Below are 19,346 nucleotides of genomic sequence, written 5' to 3'. Positions count from 1 at the left end.
TTGAAGGCTGATCATGGAACCTCTCCTGCACATTCCAGAATATGTTCACTCTTTGAAAGTCGAAGAGACCATGGAAAAGCTGCAGAGCACTTCGAATGGCCTCAAAAGTGATGACGTCGTATCACGGCAGCGCGTGTTCGGAAAGAATATAATTGAACAGCAGAAGGTGAGCAGGCTCTCTGTTCTGGCAGGGCAGTTCAGGTCGCCGCTTGTCCTGATCCTCCTGTTTGCAGCGCTCATCGCTTTTTCGGTTGGCAGCTCCGCCGACGGTCTGCTGATCATGTTGATCGTCTGTATCAATACCGCACTCGGTTTCTGGCAGGAGCTCAAGGCCCTCACCTCGATCGAAGCCCTGAAAAAGATGACCGAAAGCAGGGTCACTGTGATACGTGACGGGGATGAGAAGAGGGTTGCCTCATCGGAGATCGTCCCTGGAGATCTCATTCTCCTGAGCGAAGGCGATCTCGTTCCGGCTGATCTTCGGCTGATCACGGTAGAGGGGTTGACTATCGACGAGTCCGTATTGACGGGGGAATCGGTACCGGTAACCAAAGAGGCTGCTGTTGCGCTTCCCAGGAAGACACTGCCGTACGAACTGGACAACATGGCCCTTTCGGGCACCGTCGTCGTCAAAGGAAGTGCCACGGCGGTGGCCGTCTATACCGCCCAGAAGAGCTACCTCGCCTCCATCGCGGAAAAGGCGCAGGAGGAGTCGCCCGAAAGTCCTTTGAGCCGGGCGCTCGGCACCTATACCAGAAAGCATCTTCTGCTTACCCTCTCCATTATTGCGATCGTCGGGATCATCGCCTATTTCCAGGGACGGGACCTTCTCGACATCACGATGCTGCTGATCGCGGAGATCGTATCGGCCATCCCGGAAGGGCTGCCGATCGTCGTGACCCTTGTCCTGACGATCGGGGCCATGGCGCTGAGCCGTAGAAATGTCCTGGTGCGATACCTTCCTACGGTAGAGACCCTCGGCAGCGCAACGGTGATCGCTTCGGACAAGACCGGCACGATCACCCAGGGAAAACTGGTCGTCAAAGAGAGTTTTGCGATCAACGAGAGCTTCACAAAGATCGCCGCCGCCCTGGCCAATGAGTCGGAGCAGGGCAGAGGCGACCCGATCGACACGGCACTGGCCCAATGGCTTGGCGTGCATTTTGAACAGATCAGAGAACGATTCCGACGTACCAGCTTCTACCCTTTCGATACCAAGTATCGGCTGATGGCAAGTGCGAACATTATTCATGAAGAGCACAAGATCGTCGTCAAAGGGGCGTATGAATCACTCAAAGAGTTTGCGCGCAACCGTGAAGATTTTGAAAAGCTCGAGGCGGTTCACGACGAATTCGCACGAAAAGGGCTGAGGGTTCTGGCTTTTGGTGTCGGCACTTATGAAAGCGACGACATCGAGACATGGGAGATCGACATCGTCGGACTGGTGGGTTTTCTTGATCCGCCGAAAGAGGATGTCAAAGCGGCGGTGGAGACTGCGGGAAATTCCGGCATACGCATCATGATGATCACCGGCGACAACGCCCTGACGGCTACCGCTATTGCCGAAGAGGTCGGCATCTACCGCGAAGGTGATCGGGTCGTGAGCGGCGAGGAGGTCGGCGATCTGGATGACGAAGCGCTGAAAACAAAACTTGCCGATACCACCGTCTGGGCCCGTATGTTGCCAGAACACAAATATCGCATCGTCAAACTGCTACAGGAGAGCGGTGAGATCGTCGCCGTCACAGGTGACGGCGCCAATGATGTCCCAGCACTTAAAGCAGCCGATCTCGGCATCGCGATGGGCAGCGGGGCTGAAGCGGCCAAGGCGACAGCGAACATGATCCTGCTCAATAACGACCTTTCAGTCATCATCGAAGCGGTACGCCAGGGGCGCATCATCGCCAACAACATCAGAAAGTCCATCTACTTCCTCGTGTCGACCAGCATCGACGAGATCATTCTGATCTCGGGAGCCATACTGATGGGCTACCCGCTGCCGCTCTATCCGCTGCAGATCCTCTGGATCAACATCGTAGCCGACAGCGCTCTGGACAAGACCTTCCCCTTTATCAGAGAGGAGGGTGATGTGATGAAAGGCAGCCCCAGAAAACCCGATACCCAGTTTTTCGACAAGATACAGATCGCCCGGACCCTCTACGCCTCGGCTGTCATCGGCCTTCTGGGGCTCTGGCTCTATCATGTGACCATCACGGCCCGGGGTCATGATGCTGCCGTCTCGACCGTCTTTACGGCGATGATCGTCGCCATCTGGGTCAACGGCCTGCAGTCGCTCAAAGAGCATGAACCGTTTCTAAAGCATATCCGCACCAGTCTGACCATCAGTCCCTATCTCTGGCTGGGAATCTCTATCGGCGTTTTTTTGCAGGGGGCCGTACTCTTTTTTGCGGGTGAATGGTTTCATGCCGAACTGCCGGATCTTGAAGCGTCGGGCTATATTCTGGCGATGGCGTTGAGCGTCTTTTGTCTCATCGAAGCCAGAAAATGGGCAGAGTTCGGATATCGGCACTATGTCCATACCAAAGTATGATGGCTGCTGCGGGAGAGTGGTGCAATGCGTCCGGATTTAGTGTATGATGTAGAAAAAAAGAGAGCTTATGTATGAGCGCGTGATTCTTCTTGTCGGCGAAGAGACTGACGACACCGTTATCGGCAATATTGAAGAGTATCTCGGTACGCAGTACCGGCTGAAGACAGAGACCGTCACATTCTCAAAATTTGACCAGCCGGCCGAGAAGACGCTCTACCTTTTATATCTATCCGATGGGGAGATCAGAGAACTCTTCAAGAATGAGGCGGTGGGTGCTATGGAGGTGGGTATTCTACCCAACGACCTCTGCCCCTATGCAATGCGAAGCTACGGTATCGTCCATGACCTGTTTGAAGCGATCGACGATGTATTGAAGGCGACGGAAGCGACCCCGGTCGATCTGTTGTTATGCAACGGCTTGCCTGTGATCGGCAATATCGTCATAGGAAACGTCCACGGGATGAACCGCGTACACGACGTCTATAGAGGGCTCTTCCAAAAGACAGCGGCTTTCTTCTCCTCATTCAGAGCGCTTTCGTTCCAGCACTATACGATCACCACGGCCAAGGGCAACATTACCAGTACCGCTGCAACCGGTATTATGATCTTCGAACACAATGTCAGCGGAGTGAGCCACAATTTGCTGAGAGAGAACCTTTCTCTCCACGACGGCAAGCTCAATGCACTGATCCTTGCACCGGCAAGTGTTTTTACCTACCTTTACTACCTCTTTTTGAGCTATTTTCTTAACAGGCTCTATATCGACCGCCTTCCCAAAAGTATCGGCCTGATCATCTCGTCCGGACTCGAGATCAGCAGTCCGAGACCCATCGAATATATGTTCGACGGGATTGTGGCGAGCGATACCCGGCTTACTCTGGAGGTGGCAAGGGATGGGGCCCGCATCTATCTCGGCCGGAAAATCACCGATGTCCCGGCTGAACAGTCGAAAGAGGAGAAGGAGACCATCCGGATACAGGGACTCCCCAAAGGCGAGATGGTCACGATGCTGGCAAGCGAACCTGTCCCCTTCTTTCCGAAGGCGGACGAAGAGGACTTCAAAGAGCTTTTTGTCGGCCTGCGCCAGAGTGCCAGGATCTCATCCGTCTTTATCATACTGATGATCCTCAGTACCCTGCTGGCGACGACAGGGCTCTTCCAGAATTCGGCACCCGTCATTATCGGTGCGATGATCCTTGCACCGTTGATGGCACCTATTGTCTCCTTTTCTATGGGTGTCGTACGGGGTGAAAAAGAGCTCATGAAAGAGAGTACGACAACCTTCCTTGTCGGGATCGTGACGGCGCTCGTCTTCTCCTGCCTCTATGCCTACCTGCTGCCGTTGAATCTTCTGACCGATGAGATGCAGAGCCGGTTAAACCCGAATCTTCTCGATCTTATGGTGGCGATCATCGCCGGTGTTGCGGGAGCTTACGCCCACGCCAAGTCTGAAGTGGCCAAAAGCCTCGCAGGAGTGGCGATCGCGGTCGCACTTGTGCCGCCGCTGAGCGTTGCGGGAATCGGTATCGGCTGGTGGGACGGCGAAGTCCTTTACGGGGCGTTTCTCCTCTTTATGACCAACCTGGCGGGGATTACCCTTTCGGCGGCGCTGACGTTCCTGCTGCTCGGTTTTGCACCCGTCAGGCGGGCGACGAAAGGGATCGTCCTGACGACCGTCTTCCTTGCTTTTGTGTCGGTGCCGCTGCTTTTTTCGTTCTATCAGGTGATAGAACAGCACAGGATCCTTACACAACTTAAAACTGTCGAACATCTGCAGCTCGACGGTCAGCCGGTCACCGTCCGCGCGCTTTCCGTCGATTTGAGCAGGGAGACCCCCGTCGTCTACATTGAGACAAGGAGCGCCTCAATGCTGGGAGGCGATCAGCTTCAGCGGCTCAAAGAGGCGATCGACAAGGCGCTGGAACGGCCTGTTGTCGTCAATGTGCTATCCGAGATCGAACTGCACTAGCGACGGAAAGTGAAAAAGAGGATGGGTGAGATTGGTTTTATCTGCTTTTGCGTAAGATGTCGTCAGGAGATGATATGACCGATATACCTATCTGGCTGGGCATCGCCTTTTGCGTTTCGCAATCGGCGATGTTCTCCGGGCTCAACCTCGCATTTTTCAGCATCAGCAAGATGCGGCTCAAGATCGAGATATCCCACGGCAACCGTGCCGCTGAGACTGTTCTGGCGATGCGCGAAGACGCCAACTTTCTTTTGACGACGATACTCTGGGGGAATGTCGGCATCAATGTCCTGATGGCCCTCCTTTCGAACTCGGTCATGGCGGGGGTGATGGCTTTCCTCTTCTCTACGGTCATCATCACGCTCTTCGGCGAGATCGCACCGCAGGCCTACTTCTCACGCCACGCTCTGCGTATGGCCTCCGGGCTCGCCCCGGTGTTGCGTTTTTATCAGCTTTTGCTGTGGCCGCTGGCCAGACCGTCGGCGAAGGTGCTTGACCTGTGGCTGGGCAGAGAAGCGGTACAGTTCTTTCGGGAGAACGAGATCGAAGAGATGCTCCGTATGCATATACGCGAGAGCGATTCCGAGATCACCCATGTCGAAGGCAAGGGAGCGCTGAACTTTCTGGCGATCGACGATCTAAAGGTGAGCGAGGAGGGCGAACGCATCGATCCGTTGAGCATCATTCCCCTGAAGTTCGAAGGGAAGTGGCCGATCTTCCCCTCTATCACCCCCTCTGCGAAGGACCGTTTCTTGCGCCGTATACACAGGTCAAAGAAGTCGTGGGTCATTCTAACCGATATGCGCGACAACCCCCGTCTGGTCATCGATGCTGACGGTTTTATCAATGCCGCGCTGTTTGAATTTGAGACCTTTAATCCGATGGAACACTGCCATCGGCCGATGATCATCTCCAACCTGGAGTCGACCCTCGGCGATACCCTGTCAGGGTTGCAGGTGGATGCGGAACATACGGAAGACGACGTCATTGACGAAGATATCATCCTGATCTGGGGAGAGGACCGCCGGATCATTACCGGTGCCGACATACTCGGGCGGCTTCTGCGGGGGATCGTGGCGAAATAAACACGGCCGTCTCCACTGTGATCTTCAAAAACCTATATGAGTGGGGTGCCGTTTTCAAGGTGCCAATGCAAGATGCCGTCCCAGATCTCCTGGGCAGTTTCAGCATACCAAAAAAGTTCCGTATCCTCAGGATCGATGACCCCCTCGTCGAGCAGATAGTCAAAATCGAGCACCCTTTCCCAGAACGCCTGTCCGACAAGGATAATGGGAAATGGTGCGATCTTGCGAGTCTGTACCAGCGTCAATGCCTCTGCAAGTTCGTCAAGCGTACCGAAACCTCCCGGGAACGCCACCAACGCCTTGGCCCTGCTAAAAAAGTGAAGTTTACGCATACTGAAGTAGTGGAGCTGGAAACAGAGTTCGGGCGAGATGTAGGGGTTGGGGAACTGTTCGCGGGGAAGGCTGATATTAAGTCCGATCGATTTGGCTCCAACGTCGAAAGCACCACGGTTTACAGCTTCCATGACCCCCGGTCCGCCGCCGGTCATGATGGTGATCCGGCAATCACTCGGCCCTTCCCCCGACCGGCCGACGATCTGACCGAACTCCCTTCCTATTGTATAAAAGCGGCTTTTATGCAGAATATTCTCGCAGCACTTGCATTTGTGGCGCAGCGCTTTATCATCAGGGTCGCGTTCAAGGGCCTTCTGCGCTTCATACAGGTTTCGACGTGCTTCGGCCTCCTCGGCAATCCGTGTTCCGCCGAAGACGGTTATCGTATGTTCAATCCCGTACTGCTGCAGCAGCAGTTCAGTCTTGAGATAATCCGCCTGCAGCCGAAGACCGCGTACGGCATCTTCTCTTAGAAAATCGGGGTCCTCATCGGCAGGACGGTAGTTCGGGCTTTGCAGCAATTCGTGCATCCGCTGGGGAGCACCGGGGTCTTCCATCGCGGGTTTGGGCCTTTCGCTGGGAAGCTGCTCTTCGCGTATTGTCACCTTCGGCGGTTTTGGAATGCCGAATTTTCTGTGGAACCCGTTGTGGTTTTTTCTGCCTTTTCGCATCGTCGTCTGTATCCTTTTATAATGTGACAGGAATGCCGCGTTTCATGATGTGTGCGTCTATTTTCAATGCTTCGTTGATCGCCTTCGCAAAGAGCTCCATCTTCTCTTCTTCGCCGTGGACCAGACAGAGGGTCTTCAGCCCTTTGATAGGACGTATCCAGTCGATGAGATCACTCTGGTCGGCATGGGCTGAAAATCCGTTGATCGTATAGACCTGCGCCTTGGTAATGATCTCTTCATTGTAGATTCTGACAAACTTCGCGCCGTCGATGATACGGCGTCCGAGTGTCCCCTCAACCTGATAACCCACGAAAATCACCGCATTTTTCGGGTTCCAGAGGCGGTTTTTGAGATGGTGCATGATGCGTCCGCCTGTACACATGCCGCTGCCGGCAATGATGATCGCCCGTTCTCTGACCCGGTTGATCTCCATGGACTCATCCCTGGTCGAGGTCATTTCAAGCCACTTGAAGGAAAAAGGGTCACTGCCGATGGCCGCCTCCCATTCAACCTCGTCGCTGAGCTGGAGCGGGTATTTGTTGTAGAGCTCGGTCGCTTTGATAGCCAGCGGGCTGTCGAGAAAAACACGGCACTCCGGCAGTGTATGGGCCTTAAACATTTCGTGCAGCAGCCAGAGGATCTCCTGGGTACGCTCAAGCGCAAAGGAGGGGATCAGCACGTTTCCGCCGCGTTCAAGGGTCTCGGTGACGGCCTTTTTGAATTCGTGTACACTTTCCAGCAACGGCTTATGGTCGCGGTCGCCGTAAGTCGATTCGATAAAAAGCGCATCGGCTTTGTCGACCGTATCGGCACTGTCGATGATCAGCCGGTGGGGACTGCCGATGTCGCCGGAAAAGACGATGCGTTTTGGTTCACTCTCCTCGTGGTAGTCGAGAATGACGAAAGCACTCCCCATAATATGCCCCGCATTGCCCAAAGAGACTCTGATATGCTGGCGCAGTTTATGGTGCTCGAAATATTCGAGCGTATGCCATTTTTTTTCAAATACCTGATGGACATGCTCCTGGGTATAGAGCGGTTCGGAAACACTCTCCTCCTCGCCGCGGCGGCGTGCCTTTCTTTTCAGGGTTCTGTACTCCTCTTCGAGGATCCCGGCACTGTCGAGCAGCATGATCTTGGCAATATCGTAGGTGGGCTGGGTCGCAATGATCTCGCCGTCAAAGCCCTCTTTGACCAGCTTGGCGACCCTTCCGATATGGTCAAGGTGGGCATGGGTCAGGATGAGATACTGTATCTTGGCCGGATCGAACGCAAAGGGTTCATAGTTGCTCATACCGCCGGTGTCCCCCTGGAACATGCCGCAGTCGATCAGAATCTCTACCGAATTGATCTTAACGAGGTGACATGAGCCTGTGACGGTCTGGGCCGCTCCGTATGATGTTACTTTTGCCATCGCTTCTCCTTTATTTCAGTGTGTCTGCAGGCAGCTGCTTGACGTAGAGATCAAGTTGCGGAAACGGTATCTGAATACCGTGTTTGTACAGCGCATTGTAGATCAGAATCAGAAAATCCGACCGCAGCGAGTTGGGGCGTAGTTTACTAGCCCATTCTACCCAAACAAGCAGCTCAAAATCAACGCTGCTGCTGTTCATGGCGACCATCCAGACTTCTGGTTTTTTCTCACTATTGTCCTTAATATAGGTCAACGCACTTTTTTCGAGCTCTTCGAGGATCACTTTTTTGACGCGTTCGACTTCGGTACCGTACGCGACGCCAAAAGGGATGTGCAGGCGTCTGGTCGGGTCATCCAGCGTCCAGTTGATGACATTGTTCTGGATGAACGAGGAGTTGGGAACGACGATGTCGATGTTGTCGAAAGTTTTGATCGTGGTCGATCGGATACGCATGTCGGTCACCCTGCCGCGCAGCATATCGCTGATCTCGATCGTGTCGCCGATGCGGATGGTGCGTTCGAACATTAGAATGATCCCCGCGATCAGGTTGGAGACAACGGTCTGAAGCCCGAAACCGATACCGATGGAGAGCGCCCCGGCGATCAACGAGATGGAGGTCATGTCGATGCCGATACTGCCGATGGCAATGATGAAGGTGATGATCACGATCAGGTAATATCCGATATTGGAGGCCAGCCGGATGGACATCTGGCTCATGTCGGGCCACCGGCGGGCCACACGCGCTATCCACCGTTTGTACAGCACGCCCAGAAAAAATCCGAGAATAACCCAGATAAGGGCTTTAAGAAGACTCAGCAGACTGATGGGCTGTTCGTTATAGACGAACAGCGGTGCAGTGAACGTCTCTTTGATCTTCGTCAGGGCGGCCATGCTTTCGTGCTGGGTGTCTCCGATGAAGAGTTTTGTCGAACCGAACACCTCCTTGGCGAGTTCCCTGAGGATGGCAAGTATCTGCTCATAGCGGGGTCGCTCCTCTTTGGAAAGGTTTTCCGAGAGAGTCTGTATCTCCTCAAGCCGGGCAAAAAAAGCTTTATTTCGCTTCTGTTTCAACATGCAGAGAGACTGCTGTACCTCTGCACCGATCTTTGCAGTCAGCGCCTGCTGGTATTGCGTTTCGGCAGCATTGATCTTCTGTTGAAGCGGCGCTGATTTACCGCTGCCTTCAATCATCGCCTTTTCAAGGCTGATCTGCAGTGCGACCTTCTGCTGAAGGGCCTGTTCGAGCGCTGCAGTGCTGCGGGCCAATGCCTCATCAACTGTTTTGTGAACATCGCACTGCAGCAGGGCGAGATGCTTAACAAGCAGATCCATGACCTCCTGTCCGTGGGTCTGCAGAAGATCCACTCTCGCTTCAAGGTTTTTCTGCTGGAGTTTATAGTAGGCATACTGGAGCTGATAAGAGAGGAGCCGGGGCTTCTCCTCTTTGACGATACGTTCGATAGACTGCTTTAAAAATGCCGTCTTGGAAGAGAGGTCACGGAGCATTTTTCGACGCTGCTCCATTCGCAAGCGCAAAGATGCCCCGGCATTGATGGCGCCGTAATACCCATGGAGCGTATTTGCACCGTCAGCAAGAGCTGTAAGATCGTAGCGTTCTATCTTCGGGACCTGCGCTGCGGCGCTGCGAACCCTTGCCAACTGCAGCCGCTCTTCCTTTATGGTCTCTTCGGAGGTGAGGCCGCTTTTGGCCTCTGTCTCAATCCGCTCAGCGATCGTCAGGTAATAGGCCTCTTTGTCCGTGCCTTCATACAGATTGGTATCGATCGAAGCGGACCATACCGCAGCTTTCAAAAAGAGTATAACTATAAACCATCTCATCTTTTCACCTCAAAATCGATCTTGTCGCAGGCACCGGCCTTTTAAAAAACAGAGAGCCCCGTCTTGGTCGTAAAAAGTTCCAGGGCCTTGGTCCCGACGAGGGAGTTGCCCTGGGCGTTAAGGCCCGGCGACCAGACGGCGAGCCCCATCAGTTTGGGTATGACGGCGACGATACCGCCGCCGACGCCGCTTTTGCCGGGAAGTCCGACGTGGAAGGCAAAATCTCCCGAGGCGTCATAGTGGCCGCAGGTGAGCATGACGGCGTTGATGCGTTTGGCCTGCTGAGGTGTGATGTGGACGGTACCGGTGATGGGATCGACCCCGTGGTTGGCCAGATAGAGCATCGCCCTTGAGAGCATCTTTGTATCCATCTCGACGGCACAGTGTTTGAAATAGGTCTCGACGACTTCCTGAACATCATTGTCGAGGTTGTTAAAACTTTTCATCAGGTTCGCCAAAGCGAGGTTGCGAAAACCGTGGTCCATCTCGGATGCCGCGACCGTTTCATTGTAGTCGATGGACGGTTCGTCGGCAATGGAGCGGATAAAGGTCAGGACCTCATGCAGAGTGTTGCCGTCATCACCGTAGTGGCTCAAGAGGGCATCGGTGACGTTGATGGCACCGGCATTGATAAAGGGGTTTCGGGGAATGCCGTGCTCGTATTCGAGTTGCACCAGCGAATTAAAAGGGTTTCCCGAAGGTTCGCGGCCGATACGTTTGTACATATCGGTGCCGTAAAAATTCAGCGCCAGGGTAAAGGTAAAGACCTTTGAGATGCTCTGAATAGAAAAGAGGGTCTCCGCATCACCGACGCTGAACTGTGTCCCGTCGAAAAGGGTCAGGGCCATGCCGAACTGTTCAGGATCGACCTCGGCAAGAGCGGGGATGTAGTCTGCCACCTTGCCCTCTTTAAGGAAAGGGCGTATTTCGTCTGCTATGTCATTAAGAATTGCTTGGTAATCCATTGGAGAAGCCTAAACTTAGAATAGATAACTATAACGTAAAATGGATGGGTTATTGTAATACCCACCCCAAAAAAGGGGTGAAAAGCAGTAATTCAAAAAGTTGGTTTGCGCCGGTCACGACGCATCGATATACATATGTTTGAGCAGTTCGAGCATTTTTGCGACCGATTCCACGGAGACCGTCTCCGATGTCGTGTGGTAGCCTGTCGTCGGGACCTGCAGGGTCGTGCCTGTGATCGTTCCGCCGCTGGCCGCCGTCAGACGTCCCATCTCGGTGCTTCCGAGTGAGTTTTTCTTCATCCCCTCGGAGACGCGTTTCTTGTTCTCGATTTTCAGGTAGCTGTCCTTGAAGCTGTAGTCGATCTTGAGTTTACGGCACAGTTTTTCGATCTCTTTGGTCAGCGGCGAGTCGAATTTGGCATTGGCATCGCGGTGGCGCAGCACGATATGCTGACGCTCCGCTTCCTCGCGGTTCGGGTAGGGGCTGGTGTCGAGGACAAGAAGGCGGTCGGTACTTTTGTCCAAACGGCGGAACCACTCCAGCAGAAAACGCCAGCTTTTGCCAGACTCCTCCTGTGCCGTGAAAAAGGCCGTCCCCTTATAACCGCAGCGGTAGAGGTAGACGATGACGGCAGCGCTGAGGACATTGTCCAGCTGTGCCGAGAGCAGTCCGTTTTTGCTTGAAAGGGTGTCGACAAAGGCGACGGGGGTTCCCGGCAGAAGATGTTCAAGTCCTTTTACTTCGAAAACAAGGTTTTTGCGGCGTTCGCAGATGTAGGCGTTATCGATGGTGCCGAGCCCGAGGTAACTGCCCGACCACGGCTCATAAGCCTGCACCGACTGCTGTTTGAAGCGCTCGACGATGGCCATATAGGTCTGTTCGGCGATCGAATCGCCCGTCAGGTCCCCGCGGTTCTGCGTCATGAACGCCGCATACTGGAACTCGTTGGGGCCGGTGCAGATCAGCCCGTGGCGGTCGATGTGCGCCGAGAGCATACCGCGGTCGGGATCGCTGCCTTCGGCGACAAGCAGCCCTTCGTAAAGTGTTGTTTTGATGCCGATCTCGTCGAGTTCGCGTTTAAGCGAAAGGAAAAAGGGGTGTTCGGCGCCGACGACGGAGGGGCGGCGGATAAGATGTTTGAGGATGTCAAGAAACCCTCTGAACGGCTTTAATGTATTACGCATTTCCCTTTCCTCGTTTTAACTGCTGTTTTTCCATCACGGCAAGCTCCTCTTCGGCACTGAAGACGGTTTTTGGATCCGGTGCAAACTCCAGTGCGCGGCAGCGTCCGTCGTAATCGACCTGGTTAAGGATCAGCTTCATCGTCTCCAGGCGGGCCTTATGCTTGTCGTTTGAGCGGATGATATGCCATGGCGCTTTGTTATGGCTGGTCTGTTTGAGCATCCGGAATTTCGTTTCGGTGAACTGGTCCCACATGCTCTGCGCCTGCAGGTCGATCTCGCTGAGCTTCCATTGGCGCAGCGGGTCGGTGCGGCGCTGCTCGAAACGCTGTGCCTGTTTCTCTTTGGTGACACTGAAGTAGAGTTTGACCAGCAGCGTGCCGTTATCGACCAGCGACTCCTCGAAAGGGACGACATCGCGCATGAACAGATCATGCTCTACTTCGGAGCAGAAACCGAAAACCTGTTCGACCATCGCCCGGTTGTACCAGCTTCGGTCAAACAGCACCAGTTCGCCGCCATGCGGAAAATGTTTGATATAACGCTGGAAATACCACTGCGTCCGCTCCTCTTCCGTCGGACGCCCCAGTGCCACGATGCGGTAGTGTTTGGGATTCATATAGCGGCTGACGCTGCCGATGACGCTTCCCTTGCCCGCAGCATCGCGCCCTTCAAAAAGAATAACCAGTTTGAGCCTGTGGCGTTCGATGTGCTGTTGCAGTTTGACAAGTTCGGCCTGGTAAGGTTCCAGCGCAAGGTTCTCTTTGTAGGTGCTTATCGCTTCATCAAGTTGCTGTTCAGTCAACGCATTGTCTTTCATTCTTTATCCATTGGATGCAGTCTCTTTTCTGCATATTTTAAAGTGGTCCCACCTGAAAGTTCTTTACTTTCGCATTAATACAGTAATGAAAATATACCCCTTTTTTTTTGAATTTAGAGGCAGATGTTTTTTCATTTGAATATTTTTGCAAAAAGTATCGCCGCAAACACCTCCATCACCGCCCTTAAAAGCCCTGCAGAAGGCTGTTTTCAGCCCTTTGAAAATTGCTGCTGCAAAATGAAAAAAAAGGAGTAGAATTCCGCCGAAAAATTTATTACGGGGCAGCTCTATGGCTAAGCTTACTGTCAACAAACATACCCTCAAACCTTTCGGTCTCGATGCCAAACCTGTCATCGAAAAATACCTTGCCAAACTCGACGTTGATATCAGTGATTATACCTTTGCGGCGAACTATATCTGGCTGGCCAACAGCAGCGGTTTTTATGCCATCATCAACAAGTGTTTCTGTCTGTTTGTCATGACGGGAGGCGAACTGACGATGCTTCTGCCGCCGTTGGGGAAGAAAAAACATGTTACCGAAGCGATGGTGCGGTGTTTCGATATTATGAACAAGAACAACAGCTCTCGCTATTATGCCCGCATTGACTACGTACAGGCATCGATGATCGAAGCGTTCGTGCAGTCCACGGACGAAGGCGAAAGCATGTTCGAGATGCTTGAACACTATATCGTTGAAAAGAAGCTGGTCGATTATGTCTATGAAGCGGACAACCTGATCGAGCTGCGCGGCAACAGCTACCACACCAAGCGCACTGAGATCAACAAGTTCATCAAGTCCTATGCGGACCACCGTATCGAGGTGCTTGACAGCGTCAAGCACCATGACGAGATCATGCATCTGTTCAACAAATGGGTTTCGGACCGCGTGAAATACATGCCGAAAGAGGAGGCGGAGCTTTTTCTCGACGGTATCCACCAGGAGCGTCACGCCGTCAAACGGATGCTCAAGCACTACGAAGAACTGCAGCTCATCGGTCTGGTCATCTATATCGACGGCGAGCTCAAGGGGTTCACGGCAGGCGAGCGTATCAGCGCGGACACCGCCGCCGTCATCATCGAAAAGACCGATTTCGAGGTGATGGGGTGTGCCCAGTTCATCTTCCGTGCGTTTTCCAAGATGCTCAAAGAGCACTACGGCAGCACCTATATCAACGTCGGCGACGACATGGGCTTCGAGAACCTCCGCAAGGTGAAGATGTCCTACCGCCCGTTCAAACTCGTTGCCAAATACACCATCTACCAGAAATGAAGATCCGTCAGGCCCTCTCTTGCGACGCGGGGAAACTGCATGCTCTGGAAGAGGAACTCTTCAGCGCAGCGGATTTTCCTCTGTCGCACCGTTCGTTTTACTATCATATCCACCACAACCTGCTTTATGTGGCTGAAACGGAGGCGGGTGCGATCGCCGGTTACGCTCTTGCCCTCATACAGCGCCGCGATGCCAAGCTCTACTCTTTGGGTGTCGCTTCGGTGCACAGAGGCAGCGGTCTCTCCGGTTTGCTGATGCGGCAGATACTGCAGCAACTGGCAATACTGGGGTTCAAACGTACCCTGCTGGAAGTACGTTGCGACAATACACCGGCTATCGCTCTTTACCGGAAGTTCGGGTTCAGCATCACAAAGAAGCTGGACGCCTTCTACCGAGACGGATGCGATGCCTATCTGATGGAGAAGGAACATGCCTAAAAGACACTATCTAAAGCTTTTTAGTGAACTCAGCAAGAGCAGACTGTTGAAACTTCAGGCAGCGGTGCTTTTTTTGACCACCTTCATCGACTGGATCGTCATGCCCTTCATCACCAAACTCGAGGGGACGCATCTGCCGGTCTTCATGATCAGCTTCTACATGCTTCTTGGCGCTTCGGACGGGTTGATCCAGCCCCTGTTCAAAAAGGTGAGGATCTACCGTATCTATCTCTTCGTCATCGTGCTGGACCTGATACAGATCGCCAGCTATGCACTGATATGGACGGATATGGTCATCTTTACCTACGCCATACTGAGCATCTTCACCCTGCAGGCGATCACGTTCGAGATCTCCAGGGTGCATACGATCGACTTCATGAAAGAGGAGATCGCGATCAAGGATTACCTGATGTTGCGTTCGTTTATCGTCTCTTCGGCCATCATTGTCGGAAGCCTGAGCGCGATGGTGCTGGATTATTTCGGTATCGAGCTCTCTATGATCCTTTCACTGCTGGCTGTTCTCGGGGTGTTTGCCATTGTTATTGAGTTCAGGCTTTATACCAGACTCAAGAAGATCGTTCAAAGTGACGAGACGCTTATCGTCCGCCAAAAGAGCCTGCTCAATGAGAAGATCACGCTCTAGCTAAGAAGCTTTTATGGTGCGTACAAGTACTGTTTTATTAAGGAGTTGCTATGCGGACATCACTGCCGGAATTGATCGAGACGCTTGAAAACAGCGTTCGCAATTACACGGAAAACCTTGAGACGACCATCCACCCATACGATATCTCCGAACTGTTGCTGGAGCTTCGCGAGCATGATGAGTCGCTCTACCTCGAAAAGCTTTCGCAGCTGCCAGAAGAGCTCAAAGCACTGGTGCTCATCGAGCTACCGAAACACTGCCATGAGGAGGTGCTGGAGTATTTTACCCCGAGCGAGATCGCCGATCTGACCAATATCCTCGATACCGATGATGCGGCCGAGCTGATCCGAAACATCGAAGAGGTGGACGAAGCGGTCGCCGACGAAGTCCTCCAGAGCCTGCCCGAAGAGGACCGCCAGACTCTCGAAGAGCTGATCTCCTACGGCGACTACGAGGCCGGCGCCTATATGCAGACCGAACTTTTCAGCGCCTTCGTAGACGAACAGATCGGCGAGTCGGTCCGACGGCTCAAAAAGCTCAAAGCGGCCAAGGAGCTTGACAACGTCAACCAGGTCTATGTCATCAGCAGGGAAGGGTTTTTTCTGGGATCGATCCCCCTTGAGGATCTGATCTTGCTGGGGCCGAAGGAGCGCTATGAAGAGCTGCTCAAAGAGGGGGTCAACACCGTTGCCGTCCATGCCACCGACGATATCAACGAGGTCGTCGAGACCGCTTCGAACTACGACATGAGTGTTGTCGCGGTCATCGATGCGGATGGCAGGCTGCTCGGACGTATCACCTCCGATGATATCTACGACATCATCGAAGAGCGTGCCACCGGGCAGCTTTACCACCTTGCCGGGGTCAGTGAAGAGGCCGAACAGAAAGAGAGTCTGCTGCATATCGGGAAGCACCGTGCTTTCTGGCTGGGGATCAACCTTCTGACTGCGATTGCTGCATCGGGGGTCATCGGCCTCTTTGACGCCACGATCCAGTCGCTTGTGGCACTAGCCGTTTTGATGCCTATCGTCGCCTCCATGGGCGGCAATGCCGGGACGCAGACCCTGACCGTTACCGTACGCCAGATGGCCCTGGGCGACATCAGCGGCGGCGATGCGAGGGAGACAATCATGAAAGAGGTCTATCTGGCGTTGATGAACGGACTGATCTTCGCGGTAGCCATAGGGGTGGTCGCAGGCGCATGGTTTTCCATGCCGCTGCTGGGTGTGGTCATCGCCCTTTCGATGGTGATCAACCTCTTTTCGGCGGGTTTTTTCGGCTCGGTCATCCCGCTGCTGCTCAAAAAGGCGGATATCGACCCGGCGGTCGGTTCGTCGGTGCTCTTGACCACAGTGACCGATATCGTCGGGTTTTTCAGTTTCCTCGGACTGGCGAGTATCATTTTACTCTGAGAAGTCGGGTAGATAAAGAGATGGGACGGGCGCAATTTTACGCTATAAAAAAGCTCTTCTTCGAGGTTGTTCTTGGTGTACTTTAGCCACACGTTTTCGCCATTTGTACAGCTCGTGGCTGACAAAGAGCAGAAGCGGGAAGGGGAGGAGTATCCAGAGCTCATTCAGCGGTATGTAGGCCGTATGAAACACCTTCTGTACCGGTTCAAACCCCAGCAGCATCCAGATCCAGAGAAACTCCATCGCCATGGTGCCTATAAGCAGCCTGTTGCTTGTCCAGCCGACACTCCAGGCTGAAAACTCCCAGCTTCGCATCGTCCAGACATTGACCAGCTGGCAGCTGACGGCACCCAAAAGGGTCATCGTCATCGCCTGCGAATGGAGCAGCGGGTCGTTAAGCTCGACCGTGCCGTAATGCCAGCCGTGAAGCAGCAGAAAGCTGATAAAAGCGACCATGGCGGCCGTCGCTTCGATGACGCCGATAAAGAAGTAGCCGCGTTTGAACACCTCCCAGTCCAGGATCTTCTCATCGCTTCCCACAGGCGGCCGCTTCATGATGTTCTTTTCCGGCTTTTCGCTTCCGAGTGCCAGTCCCGGCAGCATATCGGAACCAAGGTCGATAGAGAGGATCTGGATGACGGAGAGCGGCATCGGGATCTTGAAGAAAAATTGCAGAATGTAGGGGACGATCTCGGGTACATTGGAGGAGAGAATATAGGTGACGAACTTCTTGATATTGAAGTAGACGCTGCGCCCCTCTTCGATAGCGGCGACGATAGAGTTGAAGTTGTCGTCGAGCAGGATCATGTCGGCAGCCTCTTTGGCAACATCGGTCCCCGTATTGCCCATAGCGATGCCGATATCGGCCCGTTTGAGTGCCGGAGCGTCATTGACCCCGTCACCGGTCATTGCCACGATCTCACCGCAGTTTTGCAAGGCTGTGGCGATCTTTAGTTTTTGGTTGCTTGCCATACGGGCAAAAAGCAGGGTCTCGTTTTTGAGGCGGTTCTCCAGCGCCTCCTCGCTCAAGAGCGCCACTTCAGGTCCCGTCAGCACGGCATCAAAATCGAGACCGATCTTTTTGGCGATGGCCTCCGCCGTTTTAGGGTTGTCCCCGGTGATCATCATGGTGCGGATACCGGCTGCTTTGCACTGGGCAAGGGCCTCTTTGACCTCCGTTCTTGGCAGGTCCATAATGGCGACAAGCCCCAGGAGCGTCAACCCCTCCTCTTCGGAGGCGCTGTTTTTGGCGATCGCTAAAACACGGTATGCCTGCTCCTCGTAGACTTCGGCACGCTGCCGCAGCCGTTTTCTGTTCTCTTCGTCAAAGGGTCTGACTTTGCCGTCACGGTCCACAAAATGGGTGGAACGGGTAAAGATGATCTCGGCCGCCCCCTTGGCGTAGAGCAGCTCTTTGCCGGCTCGGACACAGACGGTGGACATCATCTTCCGCTCGCTGGAAAAGGGCACCTCGCTGCTTTTTTTGCAGGAGACGATGTCGATATGGGCTTTTTTGGCGGCCGCAACGATGGCAAGTTCCGTCGGGTCGCCGAAGAGGTTCCCATCTTCGATGATCGCACGGCAGTTCACTGAAGCGGCGAGCAGCAGTTCTTCCAGGCGCGTGCGGGAACTTTCGTTGCTGCTTTTGAAGCTGAACTCCCCCTCGATAGCGTACCCTTCGCCGCTGAGCGTGACCTCTTCCCCGCCCGAGAGCGTCAGCTCTTTGAGCGTCATCTCGTTACGGGTAAGCGTCCCCGTCTTGTCGGTACAGATTACGGTGACACTGCCCAGGGTCTGTACCGAATCGAGATTTTTGATCAATGCATTTCGCCGTGCCATACGTTGGGAGGCGAGGGAGAGGGAGAGGGTGATCGTAGGCAGCAGCCCCTCGGGTACATTGGCTACAATAAGAGAGAGGGCAAAGATAGCGGCCATCAGCAGGCCCTGGTCCGAGAAGAGCCCCAGCAGAAAAAAGAGCACACCCATGGCCAGGGCGATTAGGGTGAGGATATGGGTGATGTGGATCACCTCTTTCTGCATCGGCGTCAGGGTCTTCTGGACATTTTTAGTCAGTGTCGCGATCTTGCCGAACTCCGTCGCCTGCCCCGTGGCAATTACGACGGCGCTCCCGCTACCTGAAACGACAGCGGTTCCTGCGAAGACCATGTTTTTGGCGTCCAGGGCCCTTGTCGCGCTGCTCTTGTCTCCGATCTCCCGCCCGGATGGTTTTGACTCACCGTTAAGGGCAGAGGTGTTGATATAAAGGGCCGTCTGTTCCGTAAGGACGGCGTCGGCAGCGATCTTGTCTCCCTCTTCGAGGAGGATGATGTCCCCCGGGACCAGCCCTTTGGCATCGATAGTCTGCGTGTTCCCCTCGCGCAGGAGAGTGACCATCGTGGGCATAAGCCTTAGCAGGGCTTCCATTGCTTTATCCGCTTTATACTCCTGCCAAAAGGTGAAGGTGGCATTGATGATAACGGCAACGATAATGGCATAGCCCAGAATATCGTTGCCTTCACCCGGGACATAGTGGTCGGCTATAAAAGCTAAAAATGCGGCGACCTCCAACAGGATGGCGAAGAACTGGACATACTGTCTGACGTACGCTTTGAGATAACTCTTCTTTTTGCCGCTTTCGATCTCATTGGGACCGAAATCCGTTAAACGGCGTGCCGCCTCTTTTGCGCTCAGCCCCTGCGCTTTGGTATGGAACTCCCGGTAGAGCGCTTCTCTGCCCAGTCTGAAAGGTTCCAC

At 53.9% G+C, this 19,346-nt stretch carries 14 protein-coding genes; 7 read left to right on the top strand and 7 right to left on the bottom strand.

Annotated features, from left to right (window positions below; translation table 11 throughout):
- Positions 1-13: 13 nt before the first annotated feature.
- The 3 genes from WCY20_RS11895 to WCY20_RS11885 all read left to right on the top strand — a co-directional run bounded on the left by WCY20_RS11895 (position 14) and on the right by WCY20_RS11885 (position 5,605).
- The gene (locus tag WCY20_RS11895; RefSeq protein ID WP_345975402.1) at positions 14-2,551 is read left to right on the top strand and encodes a cation-transporting P-type ATPase; all 2,538 of its coding nucleotides are present in this window, start codon (positions 14-16) and stop codon (positions 2,549-2,551) included.
- A gap of 67 nt (positions 2,552-2,618) precedes the next feature.
- The gene (locus WCY20_RS11890) at positions 2,619-4,520 is read left to right on the top strand and encodes a TIGR00341 family protein (protein ID WP_345975401.1); all 1,902 of its coding nucleotides are present in this window, start codon (positions 2,619-2,621) and stop codon (positions 4,518-4,520) included.
- Positions 4,521-4,594: 74 nt separating this feature from the next.
- Positions 4,595-5,605, top strand: a complete 1,011-nt coding sequence (locus tag WCY20_RS11885; RefSeq protein WP_345975399.1) for a DUF21 domain-containing protein — start codon at positions 4,595-4,597, stop codon at positions 5,603-5,605.
- Positions 5,606-5,637: 32 nt separating this feature from the next.
- On the opposite strand, the gene WCY20_RS11880 is transcribed toward WCY20_RS11885, so the two are convergent.
- The 6 genes from WCY20_RS11880 to ppk2 all read right to left on the bottom strand — a co-directional run bounded on the left by WCY20_RS11880 (position 5,638) and on the right by ppk2 (position 12,830).
- Positions 5,638-6,609, bottom strand: coding sequence for an LOG family protein (locus WCY20_RS11880; RefSeq protein ID WP_345975398.1), 972 nt, complete (start codon positions 6,607-6,609; stop codon positions 5,638-5,640).
- 16 nt (positions 6,610-6,625) lie between these two features.
- Positions 6,626-8,023, bottom strand: coding sequence for an MBL fold metallo-hydrolase (locus WCY20_RS11875; protein ID WP_345975397.1), 1,398 nt, complete (start codon positions 8,021-8,023; stop codon positions 6,626-6,628).
- Positions 8,024-8,033: 10 nt separating this feature from the next.
- On the bottom strand, positions 8,034-9,863 hold the full coding sequence (locus WCY20_RS11870) for a mechanosensitive ion channel domain-containing protein (protein ID WP_345975395.1): 1,830 nt from the start codon (positions 9,861-9,863) through the stop codon (positions 8,034-8,036).
- A 41-nt stretch (positions 9,864-9,904) separates the two neighbouring features.
- Complete coding sequence (locus WCY20_RS11865) at positions 9,905-10,828, bottom strand: glutaminase (protein WP_345975393.1); 924 nt, start codon at positions 10,826-10,828, stop codon at positions 9,905-9,907.
- A gap of 114 nt (positions 10,829-10,942) precedes the next feature.
- Entirely contained in the window at positions 10,943-12,013 is a 1,071-nt protein-coding gene (locus WCY20_RS11860) for a peptidase M42 (protein WP_345975391.1), read from the bottom strand.
- The gene (gene ppk2, locus WCY20_RS11855) at positions 12,006-12,830 is read right to left on the bottom strand and encodes a polyphosphate kinase 2 (protein WP_345975389.1); all 825 of its coding nucleotides are present in this window, start codon (positions 12,828-12,830) and stop codon (positions 12,006-12,008) included. The genes WCY20_RS11860 and ppk2 overlap by 8 nt, the downstream gene beginning before the upstream one ends.
- Positions 12,831-13,119: 289 nt before the next feature.
- On the opposite strand from ppk2, the gene WCY20_RS11850 reads away from it, so the two are divergent.
- From WCY20_RS11850 to mgtE, 4 genes are read left to right on the top strand one after another with little or no spacing between them, the layout of a single operon-like run.
- The gene (locus tag WCY20_RS11850; protein ID WP_345975387.1) at positions 13,120-14,100 is read left to right on the top strand and encodes a phosphatidylglycerol lysyltransferase domain-containing protein; all 981 of its coding nucleotides are present in this window, start codon (positions 13,120-13,122) and stop codon (positions 14,098-14,100) included.
- Entirely contained in the window at positions 14,097-14,537 is a 441-nt protein-coding gene (locus WCY20_RS11845; RefSeq protein WP_345975386.1) for an N-acetyltransferase, read from the top strand. Before WCY20_RS11850 ends, WCY20_RS11845 begins: the two co-directional genes overlap by 4 nt.
- Entirely contained in the window at positions 14,530-15,180 is a 651-nt protein-coding gene (locus tag WCY20_RS11840) for a hypothetical protein (RefSeq protein WP_345975385.1), read from the top strand. Before WCY20_RS11845 ends, WCY20_RS11840 begins: the two co-directional genes overlap by 8 nt.
- Positions 15,181-15,230: 50 nt before the next feature.
- Complete coding sequence (mgtE, locus tag WCY20_RS11835) at positions 15,231-16,592, top strand: magnesium transporter (protein ID WP_345975384.1); 1,362 nt, start codon at positions 15,231-15,233, stop codon at positions 16,590-16,592.
- Positions 16,593-16,634: 42 nt separating this feature from the next.
- Here mgtE and WCY20_RS11830 read toward each other — a convergent pair whose 3' ends face one another.
- Positions 16,635-19,346 (bottom strand): cation-transporting P-type ATPase, encoded by a 2,712-nt coding sequence (locus WCY20_RS11830; RefSeq protein WP_345975382.1) that lies wholly within the window; start codon positions 19,344-19,346, stop codon positions 16,635-16,637.

This window comes from Sulfurimonas sp. HSL3-7 (genome assembly GCF_039645985.1).
Taxonomy (GTDB): Bacteria; Campylobacterota; Campylobacteria; order Campylobacterales; family Sulfurimonadaceae; genus Sulfonitrofixus; species Sulfonitrofixus jiaomeiensis.
The sequence above is the reverse complement of the archived record's forward strand: the minus strand, read 5'-3'. Positions and strand labels throughout refer to the sequence as shown.